General features: G+C 62.7%; 18 protein-coding genes and 3 tRNA genes. 2 read left to right on the forward strand and 19 right to left on the reverse strand.

Annotated features, from left to right (window positions below):
- Positions 1–52: 52 nt before the first annotated feature.
- The 17 genes from gdhA to glp all read right to left on the reverse strand — a co-directional run bounded on the left by gdhA (position 53) and on the right by glp (position 17,092).
- Positions 53–1,408: an NADP-specific glutamate dehydrogenase gene (gdhA, locus tag DW151_RS05370; RefSeq protein ID WP_118334805.1), complete on the reverse strand. Its 1,356-nt coding sequence runs from the start codon at positions 1,406–1,408 to the stop codon at positions 53–55.
- Positions 1,409–1,670: 262 nt separating this feature from the next.
- Positions 1,671–1,767: transfer RNA gene (locus tag DW151_RS10570), tRNA-Sec, on the reverse strand.
- A 214-nt stretch (positions 1,768–1,981) separates the two neighbouring features.
- A complete protein-coding gene (selB, locus tag DW151_RS05375; RefSeq protein ID WP_118334807.1) occupies positions 1,982–3,952 on the reverse strand; it encodes a selenocysteine-specific translation elongation factor in 1,971 nt (656 codons plus the stop codon).
- Entirely contained in the window at positions 3,949–5,406 is a 1,458-nt protein-coding gene (gene selA, locus DW151_RS05380; RefSeq protein WP_158571657.1) for an L-seryl-tRNA(Sec) selenium transferase, read from the reverse strand. The genes selB and selA overlap by 4 nt, the downstream gene beginning before the upstream one ends.
- Before the next feature lie 184 nt (positions 5,407–5,590).
- On the reverse strand, positions 5,591–6,427 hold the full coding sequence (locus DW151_RS05385; protein ID WP_117779326.1) for a formate/nitrite transporter family protein: 837 nt from the start codon (positions 6,425–6,427) through the stop codon (positions 5,591–5,593).
- A gap of 308 nt (positions 6,428–6,735) precedes the next feature.
- Positions 6,736–6,809 (reverse strand) — tRNA-Gly (locus DW151_RS05390).
- Positions 6,810–6,815: 6 nt separating this feature from the next.
- Positions 6,816–6,892 (reverse strand) — tRNA-Pro (locus tag DW151_RS05395).
- Positions 6,893–6,983: 91 nt separating this feature from the next.
- Positions 6,984–8,342 carry a branched-chain amino acid transport system II carrier protein gene (gene brnQ / locus DW151_RS05400; RefSeq protein ID WP_118328459.1) on the reverse strand — a complete coding sequence of 453 codons (1,359 nt, stop codon included), beginning with the start codon at positions 8,340–8,342 and terminating at the stop codon, positions 6,984–6,986.
- 67 nt (positions 8,343–8,409) lie between these two features.
- On the reverse strand, positions 8,410–9,549 hold the full coding sequence (locus DW151_RS05405; RefSeq protein WP_118206186.1) for an aminotransferase class V-fold PLP-dependent enzyme: 1,140 nt from the start codon (positions 9,547–9,549) through the stop codon (positions 8,410–8,412).
- The gene (locus tag DW151_RS05410) at positions 9,546–9,797 is read right to left on the reverse strand and encodes a DUF3343 domain-containing protein (protein WP_118206187.1); all 252 of its coding nucleotides are present in this window, start codon (positions 9,795–9,797) and stop codon (positions 9,546–9,548) included. Before DW151_RS05410 ends, DW151_RS05405 begins: the two co-directional genes overlap by 4 nt.
- Positions 9,798–9,816: 19 nt before the next feature.
- The gene (yedF, locus tag DW151_RS05415; RefSeq protein ID WP_118206188.1) at positions 9,817–10,443 is read right to left on the reverse strand and encodes a sulfurtransferase-like selenium metabolism protein YedF; all 627 of its coding nucleotides are present in this window, start codon (positions 10,441–10,443) and stop codon (positions 9,817–9,819) included.
- Between the two features lie 59 nt (positions 10,444–10,502).
- Positions 10,503–11,552 (reverse strand): selenide, water dikinase SelD, encoded by a 1,050-nt coding sequence (selD, locus tag DW151_RS05420; RefSeq protein ID WP_118328458.1) that lies wholly within the window; start codon positions 11,550–11,552, stop codon positions 10,503–10,505.
- 127 nt (positions 11,553–11,679) lie between these two features.
- Positions 11,680–12,750, reverse strand: a complete 1,071-nt coding sequence (locus tag DW151_RS05425; RefSeq protein ID WP_117757034.1) for a sulfate/molybdate ABC transporter ATP-binding protein — start codon at positions 12,748–12,750, stop codon at positions 11,680–11,682.
- 3 nt (positions 12,751–12,753) lie between these two features.
- A complete protein-coding gene (gene modB, locus DW151_RS05430; RefSeq protein WP_233540376.1) occupies positions 12,754–14,196 on the reverse strand; it encodes a molybdate ABC transporter permease subunit in 1,443 nt (480 codons plus the stop codon).
- A gap of 68 nt (positions 14,197–14,264) precedes the next feature.
- Positions 14,265–15,137 (reverse strand): molybdate ABC transporter substrate-binding protein, encoded by an 873-nt coding sequence (gene modA, locus DW151_RS05435; protein WP_117736411.1) that lies wholly within the window; start codon positions 15,135–15,137, stop codon positions 14,265–14,267.
- 202 nt (positions 15,138–15,339) lie between these two features.
- A complete protein-coding gene (locus tag DW151_RS05440) occupies positions 15,340–15,819 on the reverse strand; it encodes a molybdenum cofactor biosynthesis protein B (protein ID WP_117736410.1) in 480 nt (159 codons plus the stop codon).
- 10 nt (positions 15,820–15,829) lie between these two features.
- Positions 15,830–17,092 carry a gephyrin-like molybdotransferase Glp gene (gene glp / locus DW151_RS05445; RefSeq protein ID WP_118328548.1) on the reverse strand — a complete coding sequence of 421 codons (1,263 nt, stop codon included), beginning with the start codon at positions 17,090–17,092 and terminating at the stop codon, positions 15,830–15,832.
- Positions 17,093–17,303: 211 nt separating this feature from the next.
- On the opposite strand from glp, the gene DW151_RS05450 reads away from it, so the two are divergent.
- Positions 17,304–18,725, forward strand: a complete 1,422-nt coding sequence (locus DW151_RS05450) for a chloride channel protein (protein WP_199410995.1) — start codon at positions 17,304–17,306, stop codon at positions 18,723–18,725.
- A gap of 86 nt (positions 18,726–18,811) precedes the next feature.
- A complete protein-coding gene (locus DW151_RS05455) occupies positions 18,812–19,774 on the forward strand; it encodes a diacylglycerol kinase family protein (RefSeq protein ID WP_117736409.1) in 963 nt (320 codons plus the stop codon).
- A gap of 21 nt (positions 19,775–19,795) precedes the next feature.
- Here the strand turns inward: DW151_RS05455 and DW151_RS05460 are convergent, their stop codons facing one another.
- Positions 19,796–20,176 (reverse strand): peptide chain release factor-like protein, encoded by a 381-nt coding sequence (locus tag DW151_RS05460; RefSeq protein WP_369834930.1) that lies wholly within the window; start codon positions 20,174–20,176, stop codon positions 19,796–19,798.
- Positions 20,177–20,259: 83 nt separating this feature from the next.
- A complete protein-coding gene (locus tag DW151_RS05465) occupies positions 20,260–20,838 on the reverse strand; it encodes a xanthine phosphoribosyltransferase (RefSeq protein ID WP_117736408.1) in 579 nt (192 codons plus the stop codon).
- Between the last annotated feature and the right edge of the window lie 151 nt (positions 20,839–20,989).

The raw sequence follows: 20,989 nt of genomic DNA on the forward strand, positions 1-20,989 counted from the left end.
AGGCTCCCGGCGTTGAGCCGAGAGCCTCATTACATGCTATGTCAGGCAAGATTTAGCAGACACCCTGGGCGAGCATGGCATCGGCGACCTTCAGGAAGCCGGCGATGTTTGCGCCCATGACGAAGTTGCCCTCCTCGCCGTACTCCTTGGCGGTGTCGTCCACGTTGTGGAACATGCCGCGCATGAGCTGCTCGAGCTTGCCGTCGACCTCCTCGAAGGTCCAGGACAGGTGCTCGGCGTTCTGGCTCATCTCCAGGCCGGACACGAGCACGCCACCGGCGTTGGCAGCCTTGCCGGGCATAAAGGCGACGCCGTTCTCCTGGAAGTAGGTCGTGGCCTCGATGGTCGTAGGCATGTTCGCGCCCTCGCCGACCACCTTGCAGCCGTTGGCGACGAGCGCCTGGGCGTCCTCGAGCAGCAGCGTGTTCTCGCGAGCGCAGGGCAGCGCGATGTCGCAGGGCAGCTCCCACACGCCGCGGCCGTCGCCCTCGTGCCACACGGCGTTGGGCTTCTCGTCAACGTACATGGCGAGCGTGACGCCCTTGTCGTGGCCGGAGCGCTTCTGGTTGTAGACGTGCTCGAGCACGGAGTAGTCGATGCCGTCGGGATCCTCGACCCAGCCGTGGGTATCGGAGCAGGCAAGCACCTTGCCGCCGAGCTGGGCGACCTTCTGGACCGCGTAGATAGCGACGTTGCCGGAACCGTGAACGACGACGTTCTTGCCCTCGAAGGAGTCGCCGCGGCTCTTGAGGTACTCGTCCACAAAGTAGACCAGGCCGTAGCCGGTGGCCTCGGTACGGGCGAGCGAGCCGCCAAAGGAGAGGCCCTTGCCGGTGAGGACGCCGGTCCACTCGTTGGTCAGGCGCTTGTACTGACCGAACATGTAGGCAACCTCACGGCCGCCAACGCCCAGGTCGCCGGCGGGAACGTCGGTGTTGGGGCCGATGTGGCGATAGAGCTCGGTCATGAAGGACTGGCAGAAGTGCATGATCTCGTTGTTGGACTTGCCCTTGGGGTCAAAGTCGGAGCCGCCCTTGCCGCCGCCCATGGGAAGGGTGGTCAGGCTGTTCTTGAGGATCTGCTCCAGGCCCAGGAACTTGAGCATGCCCAGGGTGACCGTCGGGTTAAAGCGCAGGCCGCCCTTGTAGGGTCCAATGGCAGAGTTGAACTCGACACGATAGCCGCGGTTGACCTGAACCTTGCCCTGGTCATCGACCCAGGGGACACGGAACATAACGATGCGCTCGGGCTCGACGAGGCGCTCAAGCAGGGCGGCCTCCTCGTACTCGGGATGGGCGTCGAGCGCCGGCTGGATGGTGCCGAGGATCTCGGTCGCGGCCTGGATGAACTCAGGCTGCTCGGGATAGCGGGCCTTGAGCTCGTCGAGAACTTTCTGCGTGTAGCTCATGCTTCCTCCAATTGATGGAAAAGAAAGGTGTCGTTCGCGGCGCCCCATGCGCCGTGAGCTTTATCGAGTATGGATAATATCGCACTGTTGCGGCAAAGTTACGAATAAGACCGCGGGCGGATGTTTCATTTTGATTACGATGCAGGTAGAAGCGTTTTTGAACAGCTGACGTACAAATTGCGTGTTTCGAAGCTGTTTCGTCCACGTGGTCCATACCACCACAAAGAGGACAGGCACCTTTGTGGCGGTTGGCAGGATGCGTTGGCGGGAACGTATGTGAATCGAACACATCCAAGACGTTTTGCACGCCTCACAACGGTTTTGAGGACCGCGGGGCCCACCGGAGCCCATCCGTTCCCAAACGTGGCGGTATTTTACCAAACGCGCAGTGTCGCGCCACGAAAACGGCCCATCTACTACGTTTAACCAGCAAGGGTAAACCATACCCACTTTTTCGTAACATCGGCAAGTCATCTACCTGCGGTTTTGTTTTTGCGGTTTTTGAAATGGTCGAGGGTAGTCACTTAAACGTAGTAGATAGGCCGGTTTTGTGGCGAGCGGCGATTCGGAGCCCTAGCGCAGGGATCTGAGACCGCCGGCCTCCTTGTTGAGCGTCGTAAAACGCACCGCATCCAGGTGCTCCAAGATGCTAATGGCTCGTTTGCGCGACACGCCTAAGGCCTCGCGCAGCACACTCGTCGTGGCAACGCCGCCAGCAGCCTCGATAGCCGCGGCGACGACCTCACGTGCATGGGCCTCGGCGGCGGCAGACAAGGCAACGTCGCGTTCGATCTTAACGATCGCGCGGTTGAGCGAAAGCTCGCGCAGGGCACGCGTCATGGTGTCGCGATCGAGCTGCAGACGCTCACCCACCTCGGGCAGTGTCGCCGCACCGAGACCCGCCTCGTCGAGGGCGGCCACGATGCGCTGGCTCGCCTCGCGCACCACACGTATCGCCGCAGCGGCAGAGTGCGGGTCGAACACCTCGGCACCGTCGACGGTGCACACGCCGCGCGCACAGCCCTCGAGAACGAGCGCGGACGCAATGTCTTCGCCCGCTGTCGGCCAGGCGGCATGCGCGACCTCGCCCGGCGTGAAACCCGTCTGCTTGGGCGCGGCCCCGTGCATGGCGGCCAACGTGACGGAGAGCGTGGCGAGGGCGGCATCGAGCACAGCGGGGGCGGCATAGAGCTCCTCGGTCGAGCGCTCGGCATGAAGCGCCACGGCGTCACCCGAGGAAACCGCCCCGTGCAGGAGCGCAGCCGCCTCGGCACCCGAAAGATCGAGAGCACGGGCTGCGGCCGCGGCAGGCACAGGCAGGCGCTGCAGCCCCAACCATGCGGCAACGGCGGCGGCGCGGTCGTCGGCATCCAGGGCCCCGAGCAGCGCGCACTCGCCCGCGGAGAGGACGCGCGAGCGGCGGCACCGCGAAAGAAGAACACGACCGCCGCCGATAAGCACCACCGGCGAGAACGCGAGCACAATGAGGCCGTCGCCTGATCGCACGGGAAGGCGCTCCTCCAGACGGACCTGCACGATGCGGGTCTCGCCAGCCTCAATGGGTCCCTCACCCTCCATGAGCATGACACGGCCAAGGACCTCCGCCGTACCCGCCATCACATGAACGCGCGTACCGGACTCGAAGGGCGCGGGCTTGGTGCCCTCGCGCCCCAGATACGTGAAGCGGGCGATGAGTCTGAGCGTCAAGCCCTCGGCACCAGACCCGCAGAGGACCTCGCCACGCGGAAGGTCGCCCGCACCGTCGCCCACGATGTTGAGCGCCGCGCGCTGTCCGGGCAACGCCCGAGGAGTATCACCATGCACCTGAATCGCGCGCACGCGGCAGCGCACGCCCGCGGGACATGAGACGAGCTCGTCGCCCACCGCTACGGGGGCATCGTGAAGCGTGCCCGTGACGACCGTCCCGGATCCCTTGATGGTGAAGCAGCGGTCGATGGGCAGGCGCGGGGCCAGACCGGGGCGCACCGGGCGGGATGCGGTATCGGCCAGGAAAGAGTCGATGGCGGCATCGAGGGCAAGGCGAACGTCCTCGATGCCCACGCCCGTGCGCGAGGAAACAGGCACCACGGGCGCATCGGCAAAGACGGTATCGCTGAGGAAGTCCATCACGTCGAGCTCGGCGAGCTCCGCCGTCTCGTCATCGGCCAGATCGCGCATCGTGAGCGCCACCACGAGGTGCCTCACGCCCAACAGCTCCAACACGTACACGTGCTCTCGCGTCTGCGGCATCACGCCCTCAACGGCAGAAACCACCAGCAACGCAACGCCCACGCCGGTGGCACCCTGTACCATCGCGCGCAGGTAGTGCGCATGCCCGGGCACGTCGACCAGGCCGACAAGCTTGCCGCTGGGAAGCTCGAGCTCGCCAAAGCCGAGCTCCGTAGTCATGCCTCGGCGGCGTTCGACCTCCAGACGGTCGGGATTTTTGCCGGTCAGCGCCTCGATAAGGGCCGACTTTCCGTGGTCGACGTGTCCTGCTGTTCCAACGACAACGGGACATTCGACAAGCTCACGCGCAGTCATCGACGCAAACCTGCCCGCACGGCATCCGCCAACGCAGACGCACACAGGTCAAGGTCGGTGTCGCGCAAAAGCGTGCGAACGTCAAAAAGCACCTGGTCGTGCCGCACGCGCGTCACAACCGGCGTATCGGGCTCCTGTACCATAGCGCGCTTTAGGCCATCGGCGGATAGACGCCCATCGACGGGACAGACGGCAACGCAAAATGTAGGGAGCTCGACAGTCGGCAGCGATCCGCCGCCGGGAGTAGAGGCGCCCTCGACAACCTGCAGCTCCACGGCCTCCTCGCACTGAGCCTCGCGAAGCTTGCGCAGCATGCGGTCGTGCAGGCGCTTGGCCTGGCGCTCGAGCGGAGCCGGCGCGCCGGAAAGCATGTTGAGTACCGGGATCTCCCGATGCGCCGCATCGGGACCGGTCACATACAGTCGCAAAGTGGCCTCGAGCGCCGCGAGCGTGAGCTTGCCAGGGCGAAGCGCGCGCATAAGAGGATGCGAGGCACAGGCGGCGATTGCCTGGGCGCTGCCGAGAATAATGCCTGCCTGCGAGGCACCGAGCAGCTTGTCACCCGAGCACGAGACGACGTCAACGCCGGCGCAAAGCGAGGCGGACGTGGGCTTCTCCCCCGCATCGGCGAGCACCCCGTCTGCAAGCAAAGCGCCCGAGCCCTGATCCTCGTACAGCAACAGCCCGTGCTCATGCGCCAGCGCGGAAAGCTCCGCCGCGGAAACCTCCTCGTGGAAGCCCTCGATACGGTAATTAGAAGGATGAACTTTCAAGATCATCGCCGTGTTGGGCGTAATGGCGCTTCGATAATCGTCCAGATGTGTGCGGTTGGTAGAGCCAACCTCGACAAGCTTGGCACCCGAAGCCGCCATGATGTCGGGGATGCGGAAGCTGCCGCCCACCTCGACAAGCTCGCCGCGGCTCACGATGACCTCTTTGCCAGCCGCGTGCGCGGCAAGCACCAACAGCACCGCGGCGGCATTGTTGTTGACAACTAAGGCGTCCTGCGCCCCCGTGAGCGTGCGCAGCAGACGCGCGGCATGCTCTTTGCGGCCCCCGCGAGCGCAGGTTGAGACGTCATACTCAAGCGTGCTGTAGCCTCGGGCGACATCGGTCACCGCCTGCACCGCCGCGGGAGCGAGCGGAGCGCGGCCCAGATTGGTGTGAATCACAACGCCCGTCGCGTTGACGGCAGGGCGCAGGGTCGGCAGCGACAGGCGATGGGTCCGCTGCTCAATTGCCAAGGCGAGCTCGCGCTCGTTCCTTGCAGGGGCGCCGGAGCGAATCGCCGCGCGCTCGGCATCGAGCTCGGCGTCAATCGCCTCGCGTACCATCGTGTCGCCTGCATCGCCAGCAGCCTTCATGACCGGCCACTCGGCAAGCAGCTCGTGAACGGCGGGAATGGAACGCAGGCGGCCGCGCACCTCGGCAGACATGGATTCGCAGTCGCTCATGAAAAGCCTTTCGACATGTTCAATAAAAAGCTGGTCCCCCGCGATCGTCATCGGGCAAAAAAATACCGGCGCGCACGCAAAAGGGACAGGTCCATTATGGCAGCTCGTGACAAGACGTCGAAGCGCCTCGTCCAAAACCTGCCAAATAAACCTGTCCCTCTTTGGTCGGTTATGGCTTGGGTCCTTAGGCCTCCCTGTTGGCGTAGATAAACCAGTAGCCCAGCGCCACGATCAGGGCGCCACCCACGATATTGCCCAGCGTGGCGACCGTAAGGTTGAGCGCCAACCCGGCAGCATTGAGGGCATCGGCGCCGGCGACATCGGCTCCATAGCCGCAGGAGTGCATCAAAATGCCCATAGGCAAAAAGTACATGTTGGCAACGCAGTGCTCAAAACCGCAGGCCACAAAGGCGGCAATGGGCAGCAGAATGCCCACGACCTTATCGACCACGGTCTTGCCGGCGGTACCGATCCATACGGCCAGGCACACAAAGATGTTGCACAGAATGCCGCGGAAGAAGATGGTGACGGCGCCGATCGTAACCTTACCGGCGGCGACACTCACCATGGTGTTGGCGACGGCCTCGCCGTTGAGTTTGTAAATGGCTGCCATGTAAATCAAAAAGACAACGAACAGGGCGCCGGCAAAGTTGCCGATCCACACAATAGCCCAAGCCTTGAGCATCTGGACGAGCGTGATCTTTTTGCTCTTAAGCGCGCAGACCATAAGCGAGTTGCCGGTAAACAGTTCCGCGCCGCAAATGAGCACGAGCACCAGTCCCAGGCAAAAAGCAAGACCGCCCACGAAGCGCTGGGCGCCCCAGCAAAGCGTGGGATCGCTCAGAAAGACCGTGAAGAACAGGCCGCCGAAGGCGATGAACGCGCCGGCGAACATGGCGAGCAAAAAGGCCTTCGAGACCGGCAGGTTGGCCTTGGTAACGCCTGCGGCCTCGGTCTTCGCCTCGATCGCGGCGGGCGCCAGGCAATCGGAGGTGGGGTATTCTGCCTTACTCTGTGCCATGGAAATCACTTCTTTCTTACGATTCGGGACAAACGCTCCTGGTTCATTTGCCCTGCGAGGTCGGACGGTATAAAAATAAACGCGAGCCAAATTAGCATATTGGCCTGCGATTATATAGCTTGGAGCGGGCGACGGGAAGTCCAAGGATTTGCTTCGCTGCGGGCCTTCGGCCCTTGCGTGCTGCGCTGGAAAATGCTCACGCATTTTCTCAGCACCGCACCCTGGCGGGTTCGATTCCCGTCGCCCGGCGCGTAAACGAAAACAGCTCTGATCCCCAAAGGAAACCAAAGCTGTTAAAACAATTCTTATGGAGCGGGCGACGGGAATCGAACCCGCGTCATCAGCTTGGAAGGCTGGGGTTCTACCATTGAACTACGCCCGCAAGATATGGTCGGGACGACAGGATTTGAACCTGCGACATCCTGCTCCCAAAGCAGGCGCGCTACCAAACTGCGCCACGTCCCGAAGGTGTTGAGCAGCTAAGGTCTAAACCTTGCGTGTCCCAAAGCTAAGGAAATTATAGGGGAGACTCCCCGCCTGTGCAAGCGACGATACCCTAGCTCCTCGAATGTGCGACAAACCGGCTATGGAGCAGGCCGATCGCAAGCGCCACAACGGCAACCGGCGCCCACGAGGCTCCAATATCAGCCAGCGGCAGCGCATCGAACGGCAGCCACGCACCCGCAAAGAACGCGTCGCGAACCGAGGTGATCACGCTCTGCACCGCGACAACGCCGCCGACCCAAACCCACACCTGCGGATGCGCGTCGCAAAAGCCGTGCACCAGGCCCATCAGTACCAGCACGATGGCAACGGGATACAAGGCGTTGAGCATGGGCACCGAGAACATAAGAATCACGTCGAGGCCCACGTTGGAGAGCACGCACGAAAACGCTGCGAACACAAAGGCGAGAACCGCAAAGGGACGGCGCATGGCCTCCTCAGAGGCCTCCGCTCCCCCTTCGACCACATACGTCTCGCAGAAGTAACGCGAGCAGCAGCTGATGAGGCCGATGCACACGTTCATGCAGGCGAGGAAGAAGATGGCGAAGACCACGACCGTGCCGGCAAGCCCAAAATGCATGGAGGCCGAACGGGCGAGGATGGCGGCGCCGTTGGTAGCGTCGGGCATCACGGTGCCGAGCTGCATACCGGCAAGTCCCAAGCCGCAGTAGATGATGGCCATGAGCACGCCGGCGATCACGCCGGAGCGCGAAATCTCGAAGGCCACGCGCTTGTCATCGGTAACGCCCAGCTCGTGGATGGTCTCGGCGATGATGATGCCAAAGGCGAGCGACGCGAGCAGGTCCATGGTCTGGTAGCCGGTCAAAAAGCCCTGCACGGCAGCACCGGCATCATAGGGAGCCTGCGGCGCGGCGGCGGGGCCCAGCGGCGAGACCATGGCGGCACCCACGACCAATACGATAAGGGCAATGAGCGCGGGGCCCGTAATGCGGCCGAGCACGCGTGTGATGACGCCCGGGCGCAGCGTGAGCGCAAACGCGACGACGAAGAAGCCGACGGCAAACACCAGGCGCGCCGTGCCGAGCGAGACGCCCTCGGGCAACAGCGGCACCAGCATCTCGAAGGCCGTGGAACTCGTACGCGGAATGGCCAGGCACGGGCCAATGGCCAGATACACCGCCGCGACAAAGAACTCGCCAAACTTGGGGTGCACGCGGCCAGCAAGCTCGCGCGCCGTTCCGGCAAGCGCCACGGCGATAAAGCCCATGACGGGCAGGCCGATGGCGGCAATTAGAAAGCCGAACATGGCGACCGGCGTGGCGGAACCTGCCTGCAGCGCCAGCAGCGGCGGAATAATGAGGTTGCCGGCGCCAAAGAGCATCGAGAACAGAGCGATGCCGACGGTGACGACATGGTCGGAGCGCAGACCGCGCGGAGCGGATGAAGCCATGGGACCACCTTTCGAGTCAAAACAAAAACGGGACGGGCAAAAGACCCGTCCCGCAAGTATATACGCTTTAGCAAGCTAAATCGCGCAAAGCTTCAATCGCGGCGTCAACTTCCTCGTCTGTGTTGAAATACCCAAACGAGAAGCGAACGACACCCTGGCGCTCGGTCCCCAACGCGCGGTGCATGAGCGGAGCGCAGTGGGCGCCGGGGCGCGTCGCAATCCCCCACCCTTGCATGAGCGCATCCGAGATCTCGGCCGAATCGATATCGCCCACGTTGAGCGAGACGATCGCCGAGCGTGCTGGCTGGTCGAAGGCACCGTAGAGCTTGATTTCCGGAATCTCACGAACGCCGGCGAGGAAGCGTTCGGCGAGCGCGCGCTCGTGAGCCGAAATCGCCTCCACCCCGCCCTGGGCCTCGATAAAGTCGAGGCCGGCAGAAAGGCCGGCGATACCGTGACCGTTGAGCGTGCCCGCCTCAAGGCGCGTGGGCCACTCCCGCGGCTGCAGCGCATCGAAGCTGTGCACGCCCGTGCCGCCCATGGCCCAGGGAGCCACATCAATGCCCTCCGCCACGGCCAGGCCGCCGGTGCCTTGAGGTCCCATGAGCCCCTTGTGGCCGGTAAAGCACACCATGTCGAGCCCCATGGTCTGCATATCGATATGCGCCGTGCCGGCAGATTGCGAGGCATCGACGATCACCAGCGCACCGGCAGCATGGGCCATGGCCGCCACGCGCGCGATGTCGACCGCGTTGCCGGTCACATTGGAGGCGTGCGTCACCACCACGGCACGTGTGCTCGGCGTGACCAGCCGCTCGAGCTCGTCGTAATCGAGCGCGCCGTTCACGTCGCAACCCGCATGCTCAACCGTCACGCCCTGCTCAGCCGACAGGCGGTTGAGCGGACGCAGCACGGAGTTGTGCTCGAGTACCGTCGTGACCACGCGGTCGCCGGGGCGCACTACGCCATTGATGGCGGTGTTGAGCGCCGCCGTGGAGTTGGGCGTAAAGCACACATGGTCCGCCCTCGGGCAACCCAAAAGGCGCGCGAGCTTGGCACGGCAGCCATGAATCGTACGAGCGGCATCGAGGGCACCCGACGTGGCGCCGCGCCCGGCATTGCCAAGCGAGCACATCGCCTGCGTCACGGCATCGATGACCGTCTGCGGCTTATGCATGGTCGTCGCCGCGTTATCCAGGTAGATCATCGCACGACCTCCCACATATCAATCACGGTATAGCCCTCGGTGGGAACACCCGCCTCGGCGAGTTCGCCGCGCAGCAGTTCCTCATCGGCAGGCAACGCCTTCCACGCCAGACCGCAGCCGGCAGCGACCTCCCCGGGCACGGGAATCGTTCGCCCGGGAAGGCCGCGCTCAATGCACAGGGACTCGCAGCCCATGGCGGACGCCGTGGTGGGAAACGTGATGACAAGCGCCGGGCGCTTCTCCCTCATGGCAACTCCAACCAATACGCTACGGGCGCACGACGCGCACGGCCTGCTCCATCTTCTCCACGATCACGTACATGTTCGTGACCTCGCCCACCGCGAGCTGGTCCTTAATGCCAAAGTGGTCGAGGCAGGTACCGCAGGTGAGAATCTCGACACCCTGCTCGGCCAGGCCCTTCAGGTCGTCGAGCACCGGCGAGCCCTCGACGGTGAGCTTGGCGCCGCCGTTGTAGAACAGCATGGTCGCGGGCAGCTCCTCCTGCTGCGTCACGGCAAAGATAAACGCCTTCATGAGCTTGTGGCCCAGCACGTCGTCGCCACGGCCCATGCAGTCGGTGTAGACGGAAATGACGAGCTTGCCCTTGCCGGCGCTGGCATCACAGAAGGCAGCGCCATCCTGCTCGGGATCGGCCACGGCAACGGCGCCAGAGGTCGCCACGGTCACGTGCCACTCGGCGTCAGAAACCTTCTCGACCGAGGCCGTGCAGCCTTTCTCCTGCGCCATCTTGGAGATGTTCTTGACGGCGGTCTCGTTGTCGACCGAGGTCACCACAGCACCCTCGCCATCAAGCTGCTTCAGAGCTTTGAGCGTCTTGACGACGGGCAGCGGGCAGGCATCGCCCATGGCATTGACTTCAATTTTGGTAGACATAGCAAATCCTTTCAAAAGGGACCGCCCAGAACAGTAGACGGTCGCATAAACGGTTTTCCTTAATGCACAACGTGAACGGCAGGACCACCCGGCACCGCCTCGCACACGCGGCCGATTGTGGCGGCAACGCGACCTTCGGCATGCAGGCGGCGGGCGAGCTCATCCACATCGGCAGCAGGCGCTGCGATGAGCAGGCCGCCCGAGGTCTGCGGATCGTACAGCGCATCCAGCATGCCCGGCTCCAGGTCATCGTCGGCCGCCACGCGCGGGCCAAAGAAGTCCTGGTTGCGGTAGGCGCCGGCAGGGATAATGCCCAGACGCGCCATATCGAGCACCTGGTCAAAGAGCGGTACGGCCCCTGACGCAAGCTCAATCTGCACACCCGAGCCCTCGGCCATCTCACACGCATGCCCAATCAGGCCAAAGCCTGTGACATCCGTGCAACCGTGAAGCTCAAGCCCCTCGGCCAGACGAATCGGTGCCTCGTTGAGGGTGCGCATCGAGTCAAACATCGGGCTAGCCTCGTCCTGCTCAATGAGCTCGCCCTTAATGGCCGTGGTGATGATGCCCGAGCCGACCGCCTTGGTCAGCAGCAGGACATCGCCCACGTGCGCGCCGCTGTTGGCGAGCATGCGATCGAGCGCGACAAAGCCGCTCACGGACAGGCCGTACTTGGGCTCGTCGTCGTTGATGGTGTGGCCGCCCGCGATGGTGCAGCCAGCCTCGACGCACTTGTCGGCGCCACCCGCCAGAATCTGGCCAGCAGCCTCAACACCCAGGCAGCTGGGTATGCAGAGCAGGTTCATGGCATGACTCGGCCGCCCGCCCATAGCGTAGATGTCCGACAGCGAGTTGGCCGCGGCGATCTGGCCAAACAGAAACGGGTCATCGACCATCGGCGGGAAGAAGTCGATGGACTGCACGAGGCCCAAGTTGTCGCCAACGCGAAAGACGCTCGCATCGTCGGAGGTATCGAACCCCACGAGCAGGTTGTCGTTATGCACATTGGGTAAGTCGCCCAGGACCTGGGCGAGGGCTCCAGGAGCCAACTTAGCGGCTCAACCAGAGGCAGCGGTCATCTGCGTGAGCTTGATGAAATCGTCAGCCATCGATCCCTCCTCTCATAGGTCAATCTTTTCCTCCCAGTATACGCATGGTGGCGCCGCGAGCGGACGGCGTATCGCAACCCCTACGCGACGCAGCAGAAGGGACAAAGGGACTGTCCCCTTGTCACATTTATCGACAAACCAGATGAATTCTCTTGGCATCGAAGTGCATGCGCAGGGTCTCGTCGGCCTGCGGCAGCTCGTCGGAAGCCACGCTCACCTTGTTGACCTTCCACTGCAGACGCGTGGGTGCATCGACACGTGGCACGTCCAACAGCACCAGCCGCTCAAAGCGCGAATCGCTCACCCGGGCCACGTGTAAGTCGTAGCTGTTACGACCCCGCTCGGCACGGTTGTCAACATGGAAGTAACTTGCGCGAATCCCCAGGTACGCCACATCATCAGGAACCTCGCGACCCACATTAAAGGTCATGCCCCAGTCGAGAGCCTCAACTTCTTCGTCGCCGATCTTGCACGCCCGGCTTGTGTTCTTGCAGCCCGTCAAGCGCAGCGCGGCCAAGGTTTGCGGCCGGCGGACCACATCTTCGACGGAGCCGATCTCCTCCACATGCCCGTTATGCATCACGCAAATGCGCTGGCACAGGCGACACGCTTCGTCGATATCGTGGCTCACGTAGAGCACGGTGCGGTTGCACACGTCGAACAGGTCGAGCATGTTCTGCTCGAGCGCGCTCTTAAGGTAGGCATCGAGCGCGCTCATGGGCTCGTCGAACATAAAAATGCCCGGGTGTGCCGCCACCATGCGCGCAAGCGCCACGCGCTGCTGCTGACCACCCGAGAGGCGTGCGGGATAGCGGTCGGCAAAATCGGCCAGACCAAAAATGCCCAGATAGCGCTCGGCGAGCTTTTTGCGTGCAGCGACGTCACCCGCATCCTGTACGCCGGCGCACACGTTATCGGCCACCGTCATATTGGGAAACAGCTGATAGTTTTGGAACAGCAGGGCGCATTTACGCTCCTGGGGCGATAGGTTGATGCCCGCCGCCGAATCAAAAAAGGTCACGCCGTTGACGACGATCTTGCCCTCGTCGGGCGTCTCCACACCGGCAATGCAGCGTAGCGTACAGCTCTTGCCGCACCCCGAGGCGCCCAGCAGCGCCACGCGCTCCTCTCCAGCCTCAAGCTGCATATCGAGCGTAAACCCGGGATAGCGCTTTTTGATATCCAGAACGATCGACATGGCCTATCGACCTCCCTGCAGAGTGGCATCATCGCGCATGAGCTCGGCCAGCGCCTCGCGATCGATACGCAGGGCATCGCCGCCCACCGGGTCGAGCGAATCGGCCGTATCGGCGAGTTCTTTGGCCCGCTTGCGCTCCGCACGGGAAAGGCCCCGCTCGCGATACTTTTGCGAATGCGCGGTGTACATGTTGATAAACAGGATGACCAGGAAACTAAACGCAATCACGACGACAACCCAAAAGAGGGCAACTGAGATGTTGCCACCCATCCACTCAAAGTAGATAGCGATGGGGATGGTCTGCGTAATACCGGCATAGTTACCCGCAAAGAAGAGGGTGCAACCGAACTCACCCATCGCACGGGCAAAGGCGAGCACCGTACCGGCGGCGATCGAGGGCCAGCCGAGTGGCATCATAAGCTTGGCAAAGATACGGCGCTCGGACCACCCCAGGGTTCGCGCGGCGTCGAGCATCTGCGTGTCCAGGCTCTCAAAGGCGCCGAGCGCCGTACGGTAGACCAGGGGAAACGACACCACCACGGCAGATATCACCGCCGCTGGCCAGGTAAAGACGATCGAGATGCCGTGCGCGATAAGCCACTGGCCAACCCCGGTCGAGCGGCCAAACAGCATGAGGAGCAGAAAGCCGCACACCGTGGGAGGCAGCACCATGGGGATGGTAAAGGCCGAGTCGAGCAGGCCCTTCACGCGGCTCGTCGTGCCCATAGTCTTCCATGCGGCAAACAGGCCCAGCGCAAAGGCAATCACCAGGGCAAGGCCACTCGTTTTGATAGACACCCAAAGCGGGCGATAGTCGATGCCGGTCAAAAAGGCGACAAGGGACGCCAAGGGCTCCTGTTCATCTTGCATCACAACGGATGATGCTTCCACGATTTGAGCGCTATCAAGCCAACGCGCGCCGCCCTTGGCATCACCCGAGGCTGATGCGATGACCACATAGCGGTCCCCATTCGCACCGCGCTCATCAAAGGCATAGGTATACCCACCGACATTAAACGCCGCTTCCGTCGTGGCATACCAAGGAAGATCCATGTCTTCCAGCCGTGCGCCTCCCATGCAGTTTGCGCCGTCAAGCTCGCAGACGAGAGCCTTGAGACCCGATGCGCACTCGTTGTCCTGCGGATCCAATCCATACTTCTCGACCGCCTTGGGCGATACCCACACCACAACGCGATCGGCAGCAGGCGCCACTATGAGGTCCGTGTCCCCTTCAACGGGAAACCGATAGCCCTCGGGCTGGCCCTCCATGACACGGGCGGTCCCCTTGGCTAACCGTTCAAAACCATCGAGCCCATAAGAAAGCCCCTTGGCGGTCACGGCAACCTGGGCCCCGCCCTCAGTACCACCGGCAAACGCCCATCCCGGCACCCAGCAAAGCGCGAGCGTCAAAGCACAGGCGACAAGAATGCGAAATCTATTACGCACGAAACGCTCCAAGGAAAGACGAGGACAGGGCAAAAGACAAAACGATGGGATTATCGCTCCAAGCCGCACTACGCGGAAAGCTCAAATCCGTACTTAGCCCAAATCTTCTGCGCCTTCTTGTTGGTCAGACAGAAGTCGATGAACGCCTTGGCCTCGTCGGCGTGCTCGGAGCTCTCGGCAACGGCACCCGGATACACGATGGGCTTGTGCGAATCCTCGGGGCACACGAAGGCCTCCTCGATGCCGTCGTAGCGGAAGATGTCGGAGCTGTAGACAAAGCCGGCCACGCAGTCGCCCGTAGAGACGTAAGCTGCGGCGGTGCCGACCTTGTCGGCCAGGGCCACCTTGTCGGCGAGCTCGGGTGCATACTCGCCGTCGTCGCCCTCGGTACCGGTGTAGAGCCCAACAGAAGCCAGCGCTTGGTTGGCATACTTGCCGGCGGGAACGGTCTTAGCGTCGCCGACGGCAATCTTGCCGTCCAGGTTCGCGACGTCGGCGATGGCCTCGACCTTGGTGTCGGAGCCCTCGGCACGAATAATCACGAGGTCGTTGACGAACATGTCCTCACGCGTGTCGGCGTCGACGAGCTCGGCGGCCTCGGCGTCGTCCATAGTGCCCTTGGAGGCCGTGATGAGCACGTCAACCGCGGCGCCGGCGCGCATCTGCTCGACAAGGTCGCCGGACGCCTTAAACTGCGTGTCGGCAAAGGTGGTACCCGTCTGCTCGGTGTAGAGCTTCTGAACCTCGGGCAGAGCCTTCTCGAGCGAGTTGGCGGCGAACACCTGCAGCCCGACGGCCTTCTTGAAAGAAGTCTTGGCAGAACCCGCATCGGAGCCGGCCGGCTCAGACGTCTTGTTGCCCGAGCAGCCAGCAAGGCCAAGGCCGGCAGCGGCGACAGCAGAAAGCGAGACGAATCCGCGGCGAGAAACCATATCGAACATGTTCAACCCTTTCGAGCGCTACGCCCGGGCACCCCGCCGCGGGCTTTATCCTGTAATTGAATTATACTTTAGCGCGAATAATGCTTGTGATAAGAAATTATCGTTTGATAATTTCTTATACCGATAGCCGCAAGACGCTCGCGTTGTCGCCGCTTAAAAAAGCGGAGCGACCCATAAGGTCACTCCGCTACAGGCAAGCAGTTTAGCGAGCGTGTCCACCGCCCGCCGTCATGTGGGCCGCGTGCTCCAGCTGGTCGCTCACGGCCTCCCAGCTTTCGCGAGCCGCCTTCGTGGATCCCGGAAAGTTGATGACAAGCGCAGCCCCACGCTGCATGCACACGGCGCGCGAAAGCATGGCACGGCGCGTCTTGGTCATAGAGTATGCACGGATCGCCTCGGCAATACCCGGCACATCGCGGTCGCAGACGGCACGCGTCGCCTCGGGCGTCACGTCGCGCATCGAAAGCCCCGTGCCGCCGCAGGTGATGACCACGTTGGCCTGGCAATCGTCGGCCGCAGCCACAATGGCAGCACCGATCTCGTCAACATCGTCATGCACCACCGTATGCGAGGCAACCATCCAGCCCTGCGCCGCGATGAGCTCCTCGAGCACAGCGCCTGCTTCGTCCTGGGCAAGATCGCGCGTATCCGAGCACGTCACGATCGAAATCTTCAACTCCATAGCATTCCTCCTACAGCACGGCGCCCTCGGGCAGATCGACACGGACGACATCCACGACGTCGCCCGGCTCAAGATCGCACGGACCCTCGTTGATGCGCAACAGGCAGTTCGCACGCTGCATGGTTCCGAGCAGCGCCGAGTTCTGGCTGTGCGCCTCGGTGACCGTAAGCTCACCCGTCTGCGTATCGCGCGCAACCGTGGCGCGATCATAGAAGCGTCGGTCCTGTCGCTTCTTCACGCCGTGGGTAAGAACCGCCTGCTGCACGGGACGCGCACCCTCGGCAAAGCCGCGCATCTTGCGAATCGCCGGGCGGGCGAGCATCTCAAAGCCCACGTATGCCGCCGCGGGGTTGCCCGAAAGCCCCAGATTGGGCTTGCCGCCGAGCAGGCCAAACGTAATGGCTTTGCCGGGACGCAACGAAATGCGATCGAACAGCACCTCGCCCTCGCGCCGAACCAGCGCCGTCACGTAGTCATAGTCGCCAGCCGAGGCGCCACCGCTCGTAATGACAAAATCGCACTCTTGCGCGGCGCGGTGCACCAGCTCGGCAATCGCCCGCTCGTCGTCGGGCGCAATGCCGTAGAACACTGGGTCGGCCCCAGCATCGAGCACCTCGGCCATTAACGCCGAGGAATTGGAATCGCGAATCTGCCCGCGTGCCGGCAGCTCGCTCGGCGCGACCAGCTCCGTGCCCAGCGAGATAATGCCCACGCGCGGAGCGGCATGGACCTTCACGCTCGCATACCCGGCGCTCGCCAACAAGCCGGCGCCCGCCGGAGCCACGACCTCGCCGGCGTGCATCACAACATCGCCGGCATGGGCCTCCTCGGCGGCAGAGCGAACGTTCTCCCCTACCTTGGCAGGCGCCGAGAACCTCACACGCGAACCCTCGTTGCCGTCACCGACGAGCACATCGACGATCTCATACTTCACCACGGCATCGGCACCTTCGGGTACCGGTGCGCCCGTCATGATGCGGACCGTCTCGCCCGCGCCAATTGTGCCCTCAAACACATGGCCCGCGGCCTCGTGTCCGATAACGTCGAGCGTCACCGGCGCCTCGCCAGATCCCTGCGCCAAATCCGCCGAGCGCACGGCATATCCGTCCATAGCGCTGTTAGCAAACGGCGAGATGTCGATATCGGCCACCGCGTCCTCTGCCAAGGGAAGACCGGCAGCCTGCCACACGGGAATCTCGACAACTTCGGTGCGATTCACGTGCGACAAGACGATCGCCTGTGCGTCCTCCAACGGAATGAGTTTCTCTGCCATATACACCTCTAGCATGCAACGGCGCACATCACGGGCGCCGATTCTTTATGTTTATCTCAGTATAATCCCCCGCCGCACGACGGCGACACGGCCCGTGCCCACGAATACACCTGTCGGTAACGGACGGCGAAACAGAACCAAAACCAACCAGCCGGTTTGTCACGTTTGGCACGTTCTATAATGCTCGTGTTGCAATCAAGAAGAGGAACGTATGGCTTTTACCGACAAACCCGAAAGCGCTAACGAGGCGCAGGATCATTCCCAGTCGCTCGACGACGGCGGCTTTTTCTCCCTTAACGACGTCATCATGGCCGGCAGGCATCAGCTCACCCGCTCCGAGCATCTCTTGGCTGCCGACACGCGCCGCAACGCCCGCAACCTACTCGCGAGCGCCAAGTTGCTCGCACTCGTCGTCATCGTCTCGCTCGCCATGGGCGTTGCCGCCTGGGCGTTTTTGACCTCGCTGAATATCGCGACCGACTATCGCGAGCACCATGCATGGGTCTACGCCTTGCTTCCCGTTGTGGGCGTTGCCACCGCATGGGTGTACAAAAACCACGGCCTTGCCGCCAAACGCGGTAACAACCTGGTCATCGACTCCGCTCTGGGCACACGCCTCATCCATATGCGCATGGCCGTTCTCACCTTCGTCTGCTCCACGCTCACGCACCTAACGGGCGGATCTGCCGGTCGCGAGGGGGCCGCGGTGCAGATTGGCGGCACCATCGCCAGCAACATCTCGAACCTCGCCCACCTCAAAAAACATGACCACCACGACCTCATGCTCGCCGGCATCTCGTCGGCCTTTGGCGCCGTATTCGGCTCGCCCCTTGCTGGAGCTTTCTTTGGCATGGAGATGTGCTTTATCGGCAAGATCGACTACACCGCGGGCATCTACTGCCTGGTCGCCTCGTTTACCGGCTACTTTACGTCACTTGCCTTGGGAACCGAGTACGAGGCGAATGTCATCGCCAGCGTTCCCAACATGACACCGCGGACGGTTGTCATCGTTGTTATCAGCGCAATTATCTTCGGTCTGACGGCACGCCTCTTTGCCTGGTCGGTTCGAACCGTCAAAAGCCTTTACGGTCGCTTTATCACCAATTACCTTACTCGCGCACTCGTGGGCGCACTCGTGGTTTTGGCCGCCTATGCCCTCCTTGACGCCTGGGACTACGCCGGCCTTTCCACGTGGCTTTCCGGCGCCGGATTTGCAGGCAACACCACCCTGGCGGACGCAGCCATCAAGTTGGTCGTCACAGCGCTTACCCTGGGCGCGGGCTTCCAAGGCGGCGAGGTCACGCCCCTGTTTGGCATCGGTGCGGCGCTCGGCGGATGGATTGGCTGCCTCGCTGGACTCGACCCGAGCTTTATGGCGGCTCTCGGCATGCTCGGCGTGTTCTGCGCCGGCCTCAACGTGCCCATCACCACCTGCATGATGGCCATCGACCTGTTCCACGGCACGGCCGCCGGGTTCTTTGTCATCGTGGCCTTTATCAGCTACCTAACCGGCGGACACCGCGGCGTGTACCCCGCCCAGCGCATCATCTCACCCAAGCGCCGCTCGCTTATTGTGGATGAGGGAGGTACGGTAGCGGATGCTATCGAGCGCCACAACGACCTGATAGAGTAGATGTAATTATCGCCGTGCAGCCACAATCGGGGCTAATTCGACCTGAGCGCGACCGCACTGTCATGTCACACGCCGGGAGTCGCCCCATGCACGCAACTGATTTTGGTCGCACGCTCATCATCGCCAACCCAGCCGCCCAGTCGGGTGCGGCACGCGAAGTTGCCGAGCGCCTGCAACGCTTTTTGGACATGACTGCACGCGCATCCCAGTTTGACCTGGTGTTGACCGAGCGTATGGGACACGCCAAGGAGCTGGCCGCACAGGCTCAGGGCTATCGCACCGTTATCGCACTCGGCGGCGACGGCGTGATTCACGAGGTCGTCAACGGGCTTATGACGCAAAAGGAGGACGCCCGCCCCGCTCTTGCCGTCCTGCCCGTGGGCTCCGGCAATGATTTTGCCCAGACGCTCGGCATCAACGATTTCTCCGGCAAGGATTATGGCGCGCTGCTCACCTGCGAGCTGCAGCGTCAGGACATCGGGCGCATTCGCTCGTGGAGCCCTGCGAGCGGCAGCGGCGAGGCTACCGTTGAGTACTACGACCAGACGCTTTCGGTCGGCATCGATGCCGCCATCGGCCTGGGCACCACTGAGCTGCGCAAAAAGACCGGCTTGACGGGCGCGCCGCTCTACACCCTTTCGGGACTTGAGCAGTTTGGCCTGCGCTACCGCAACTACCCCATGACAGTCAGCTTTGACGGCGCGCCCGCCGAGCGCGTGAGGGCGATCATCATGGCGATTCAGCTTGGTCCTACCTATGGCTCGGGCTATCGCATCTGCCCCGATGCCGACCCCTGCGACGGCATGCTCGACGTCTGCTACGCCTGCGGCCCCGTCCCTCGCGCGGTAGCCCTGCCTATGTTCCTTTCGGCCAAGGACGGCCACCATACCAAGTTGCCACCGGTTCGCATGCGCCGCTGCCGCCATGCCGAGCTAACTTTTGAGGAGCCCGACTACCCCATCCAGGCCGACGGCGAGCCCGTTGACGCCTCGCGCATCGAGGTCGACGTCCTCGGCAGCGCCCTCCAAGTTTGGCACCCTACCCGCTAGCAAGGCCAGCGGGGCAATCGACTACTCGTCACTGCTCGGCTTGCGGCGGTTGGCCTTTTTGATGGCGTTGAAGTGCTTGTCGTTGAGTCTACGCTGGCGGGAGCGCTGGGGCACCTTGGTCTTTACGCGTCGGCGCGGTGGACGCCCGCGACGCTCGAGCTCGGCGCGTAGTTTGCGCAGGCAGCTCGCGCGATTCTGGAACTGGCTGCGGCTCTCGCGCGCCGTCACGGTAATCCCCGAAGGGATATGCTTCATGCGCACCGCCGAGTCCGTCGTGTTCACGCCCTGGCCGCCCGGACCCGTCGCGCGAAACACCTGGACCTCGCAATCACGCGCCAGCTCCTCGGCCGACATCTCGGCATAGCGCGTATACTCGCGCCATCCCATCTTGTTCTCGTCCATATCAACACCTCCCCTCATACAAAAAATGTGACAAAGGGACAGTCCCTTTGTCACATCGCATACCAATCGCTTGTGTCGCGCGCTTAGGCGAAGGTGATCTCGCCGTTATCGCAGTCCATATCGGCGATACGGGCCAGGCTCTCAACGCGGAAGCCGCGCTCGCGGAGCTTATCGCCACCGCCCTGGAAGCCCTTCTCCACCGCAATGCCAATGCCGGACACCTCGGCACCCGCAGCCTCGCAGATCTTGATAAGACCCTCGAGCGCACAGCCGTTGGCCAGGAAGTCGTCGATAATCAGGACCTTATCGCCCTCGGAAAGGAAGCGCTTGCCCACGATGACGGGGTACTCCTTCTGCTTGGTAAAGGAGTAGATGGTCGTAGCGTACTGCTCGCCGTCGAGGTTGATGGACTGTGCCTTCTTGGCAAAGACCACCGGCACGCCGCCAAAGTGCTGAGCGGCAATGCAAGCCATGCCAATGCCCGAGGCCTCGATCGTCAGGATCTTGTTGATCTCGACATCCTTGAACAGACGGGCCCACTCGGCGCCCATATGGTCGAACAGCTCAACGTCGCACTGGTGGTTGAGGAAGGCATCAACCTTAAGGACGTTACCGGCCTTTACGATGCCGTCATGGCGAATACGATCCTCAAGCTCCTGCATGGCGCAACCCCTTCTCGCGGCAACGATACCGCGCGATTAATAAACGTTGTTCGATAGTCTACCACGGACCGACCCCCGCCCGTCCCACAAGCCACATCGCACCACAAACCGGGACTGCGGACGATTTCTTGGACCGCTACGCGGCCCTTCC

The sequence above is a fragment of the Collinsella sp. AM13-34 genome, assembly GCF_003473055.1.
Classification (GTDB): Bacteria; Actinomycetota; Coriobacteriia; order Coriobacteriales; family Coriobacteriaceae; genus Collinsella.

Coding starts and splice junctions, on each gene's coding strand:
- gdhA (WP_118334805.1), bottom strand. CDS start 1,408: ATGAGCTACACGCAGAAAGTTCTCGACGAGCTCAAGGCCCGCTATCCC.
- selB (WP_118334807.1), bottom strand. CDS start 3,952: ATGACTGCGCGTGAGCTTGTCGAATGTCCCGTTGTCGTTGGAACAGCA.
- selA (WP_158571657.1), bottom strand. CDS start 5,406: ATGAGCGACTGCGAATCCATGTCTGCCGAGGTGCGCGGCCGCCTGCGT.
- DW151_RS05385 (WP_117779326.1), bottom strand. CDS start 6,427: ATGGCACAGAGTAAGGCAGAATACCCCACCTCCGATTGCCTGGCGCCC.
- brnQ (WP_118328459.1), bottom strand. CDS start 8,342: ATGGCTTCATCCGCTCCGCGCGGTCTGCGCTCCGACCATGTCGTCACC.
- DW151_RS05405 (WP_118206186.1), bottom strand. CDS start 9,549: ATGATCTACCTGGATAACGCGGCGACGACCATGCATAAGCCGCAGACG.
- DW151_RS05410 (WP_118206187.1), bottom strand. CDS start 9,797: ATGAGGGAGAAGCGCCCGGCGCTTGTCATCACGTTTCCCACCACGGCG.
- yedF (WP_118206188.1), bottom strand. CDS start 10,443: ATGTCTACCAAAATTGAAGTCAATGCCATGGGCGATGCCTGCCCGCTG.
- DW151_RS05425 (WP_117757034.1), bottom strand. CDS start 12,750: ATGTCGATCGTTCTGGATATCAAAAAGCGCTATCCCGGGTTTACGCTC.
- modA (WP_117736411.1), bottom strand. CDS start 15,137: ATGTTCGATATGGTTTCTCGCCGCGGATTCGTCTCGCTTTCTGCTGTC.
- DW151_RS05440 (WP_117736410.1), bottom strand. CDS start 15,819: ATGGAGTTGAAGATTTCGATCGTGACGTGCTCGGATACGCGCGATCTT.
- glp (WP_118328548.1), bottom strand. CDS start 17,092: ATGGCAGAGAAACTCATTCCGTTGGAGGACGCACAGGCGATCGTCTTG.
- DW151_RS05450 (WP_199410995.1), top strand. CDS start 17,304: ATGGCTTTTACCGACAAACCCGAAAGCGCTAACGAGGCGCAGGATCAT.
- DW151_RS05455 (WP_117736409.1), top strand. CDS start 18,812: ATGCACGCAACTGATTTTGGTCGCACGCTCATCATCGCCAACCCAGCC.
- DW151_RS05460 (WP_369834930.1), bottom strand. CDS start 20,176: ATGGACGAGAACAAGATGGGATGGCGCGAGTATACGCGCTATGCCGAG.
- DW151_RS05465 (WP_117736408.1), bottom strand. CDS start 20,838: ATGCAGGAGCTTGAGGATCGTATTCGCCATGACGGCATCGTAAAGGCC.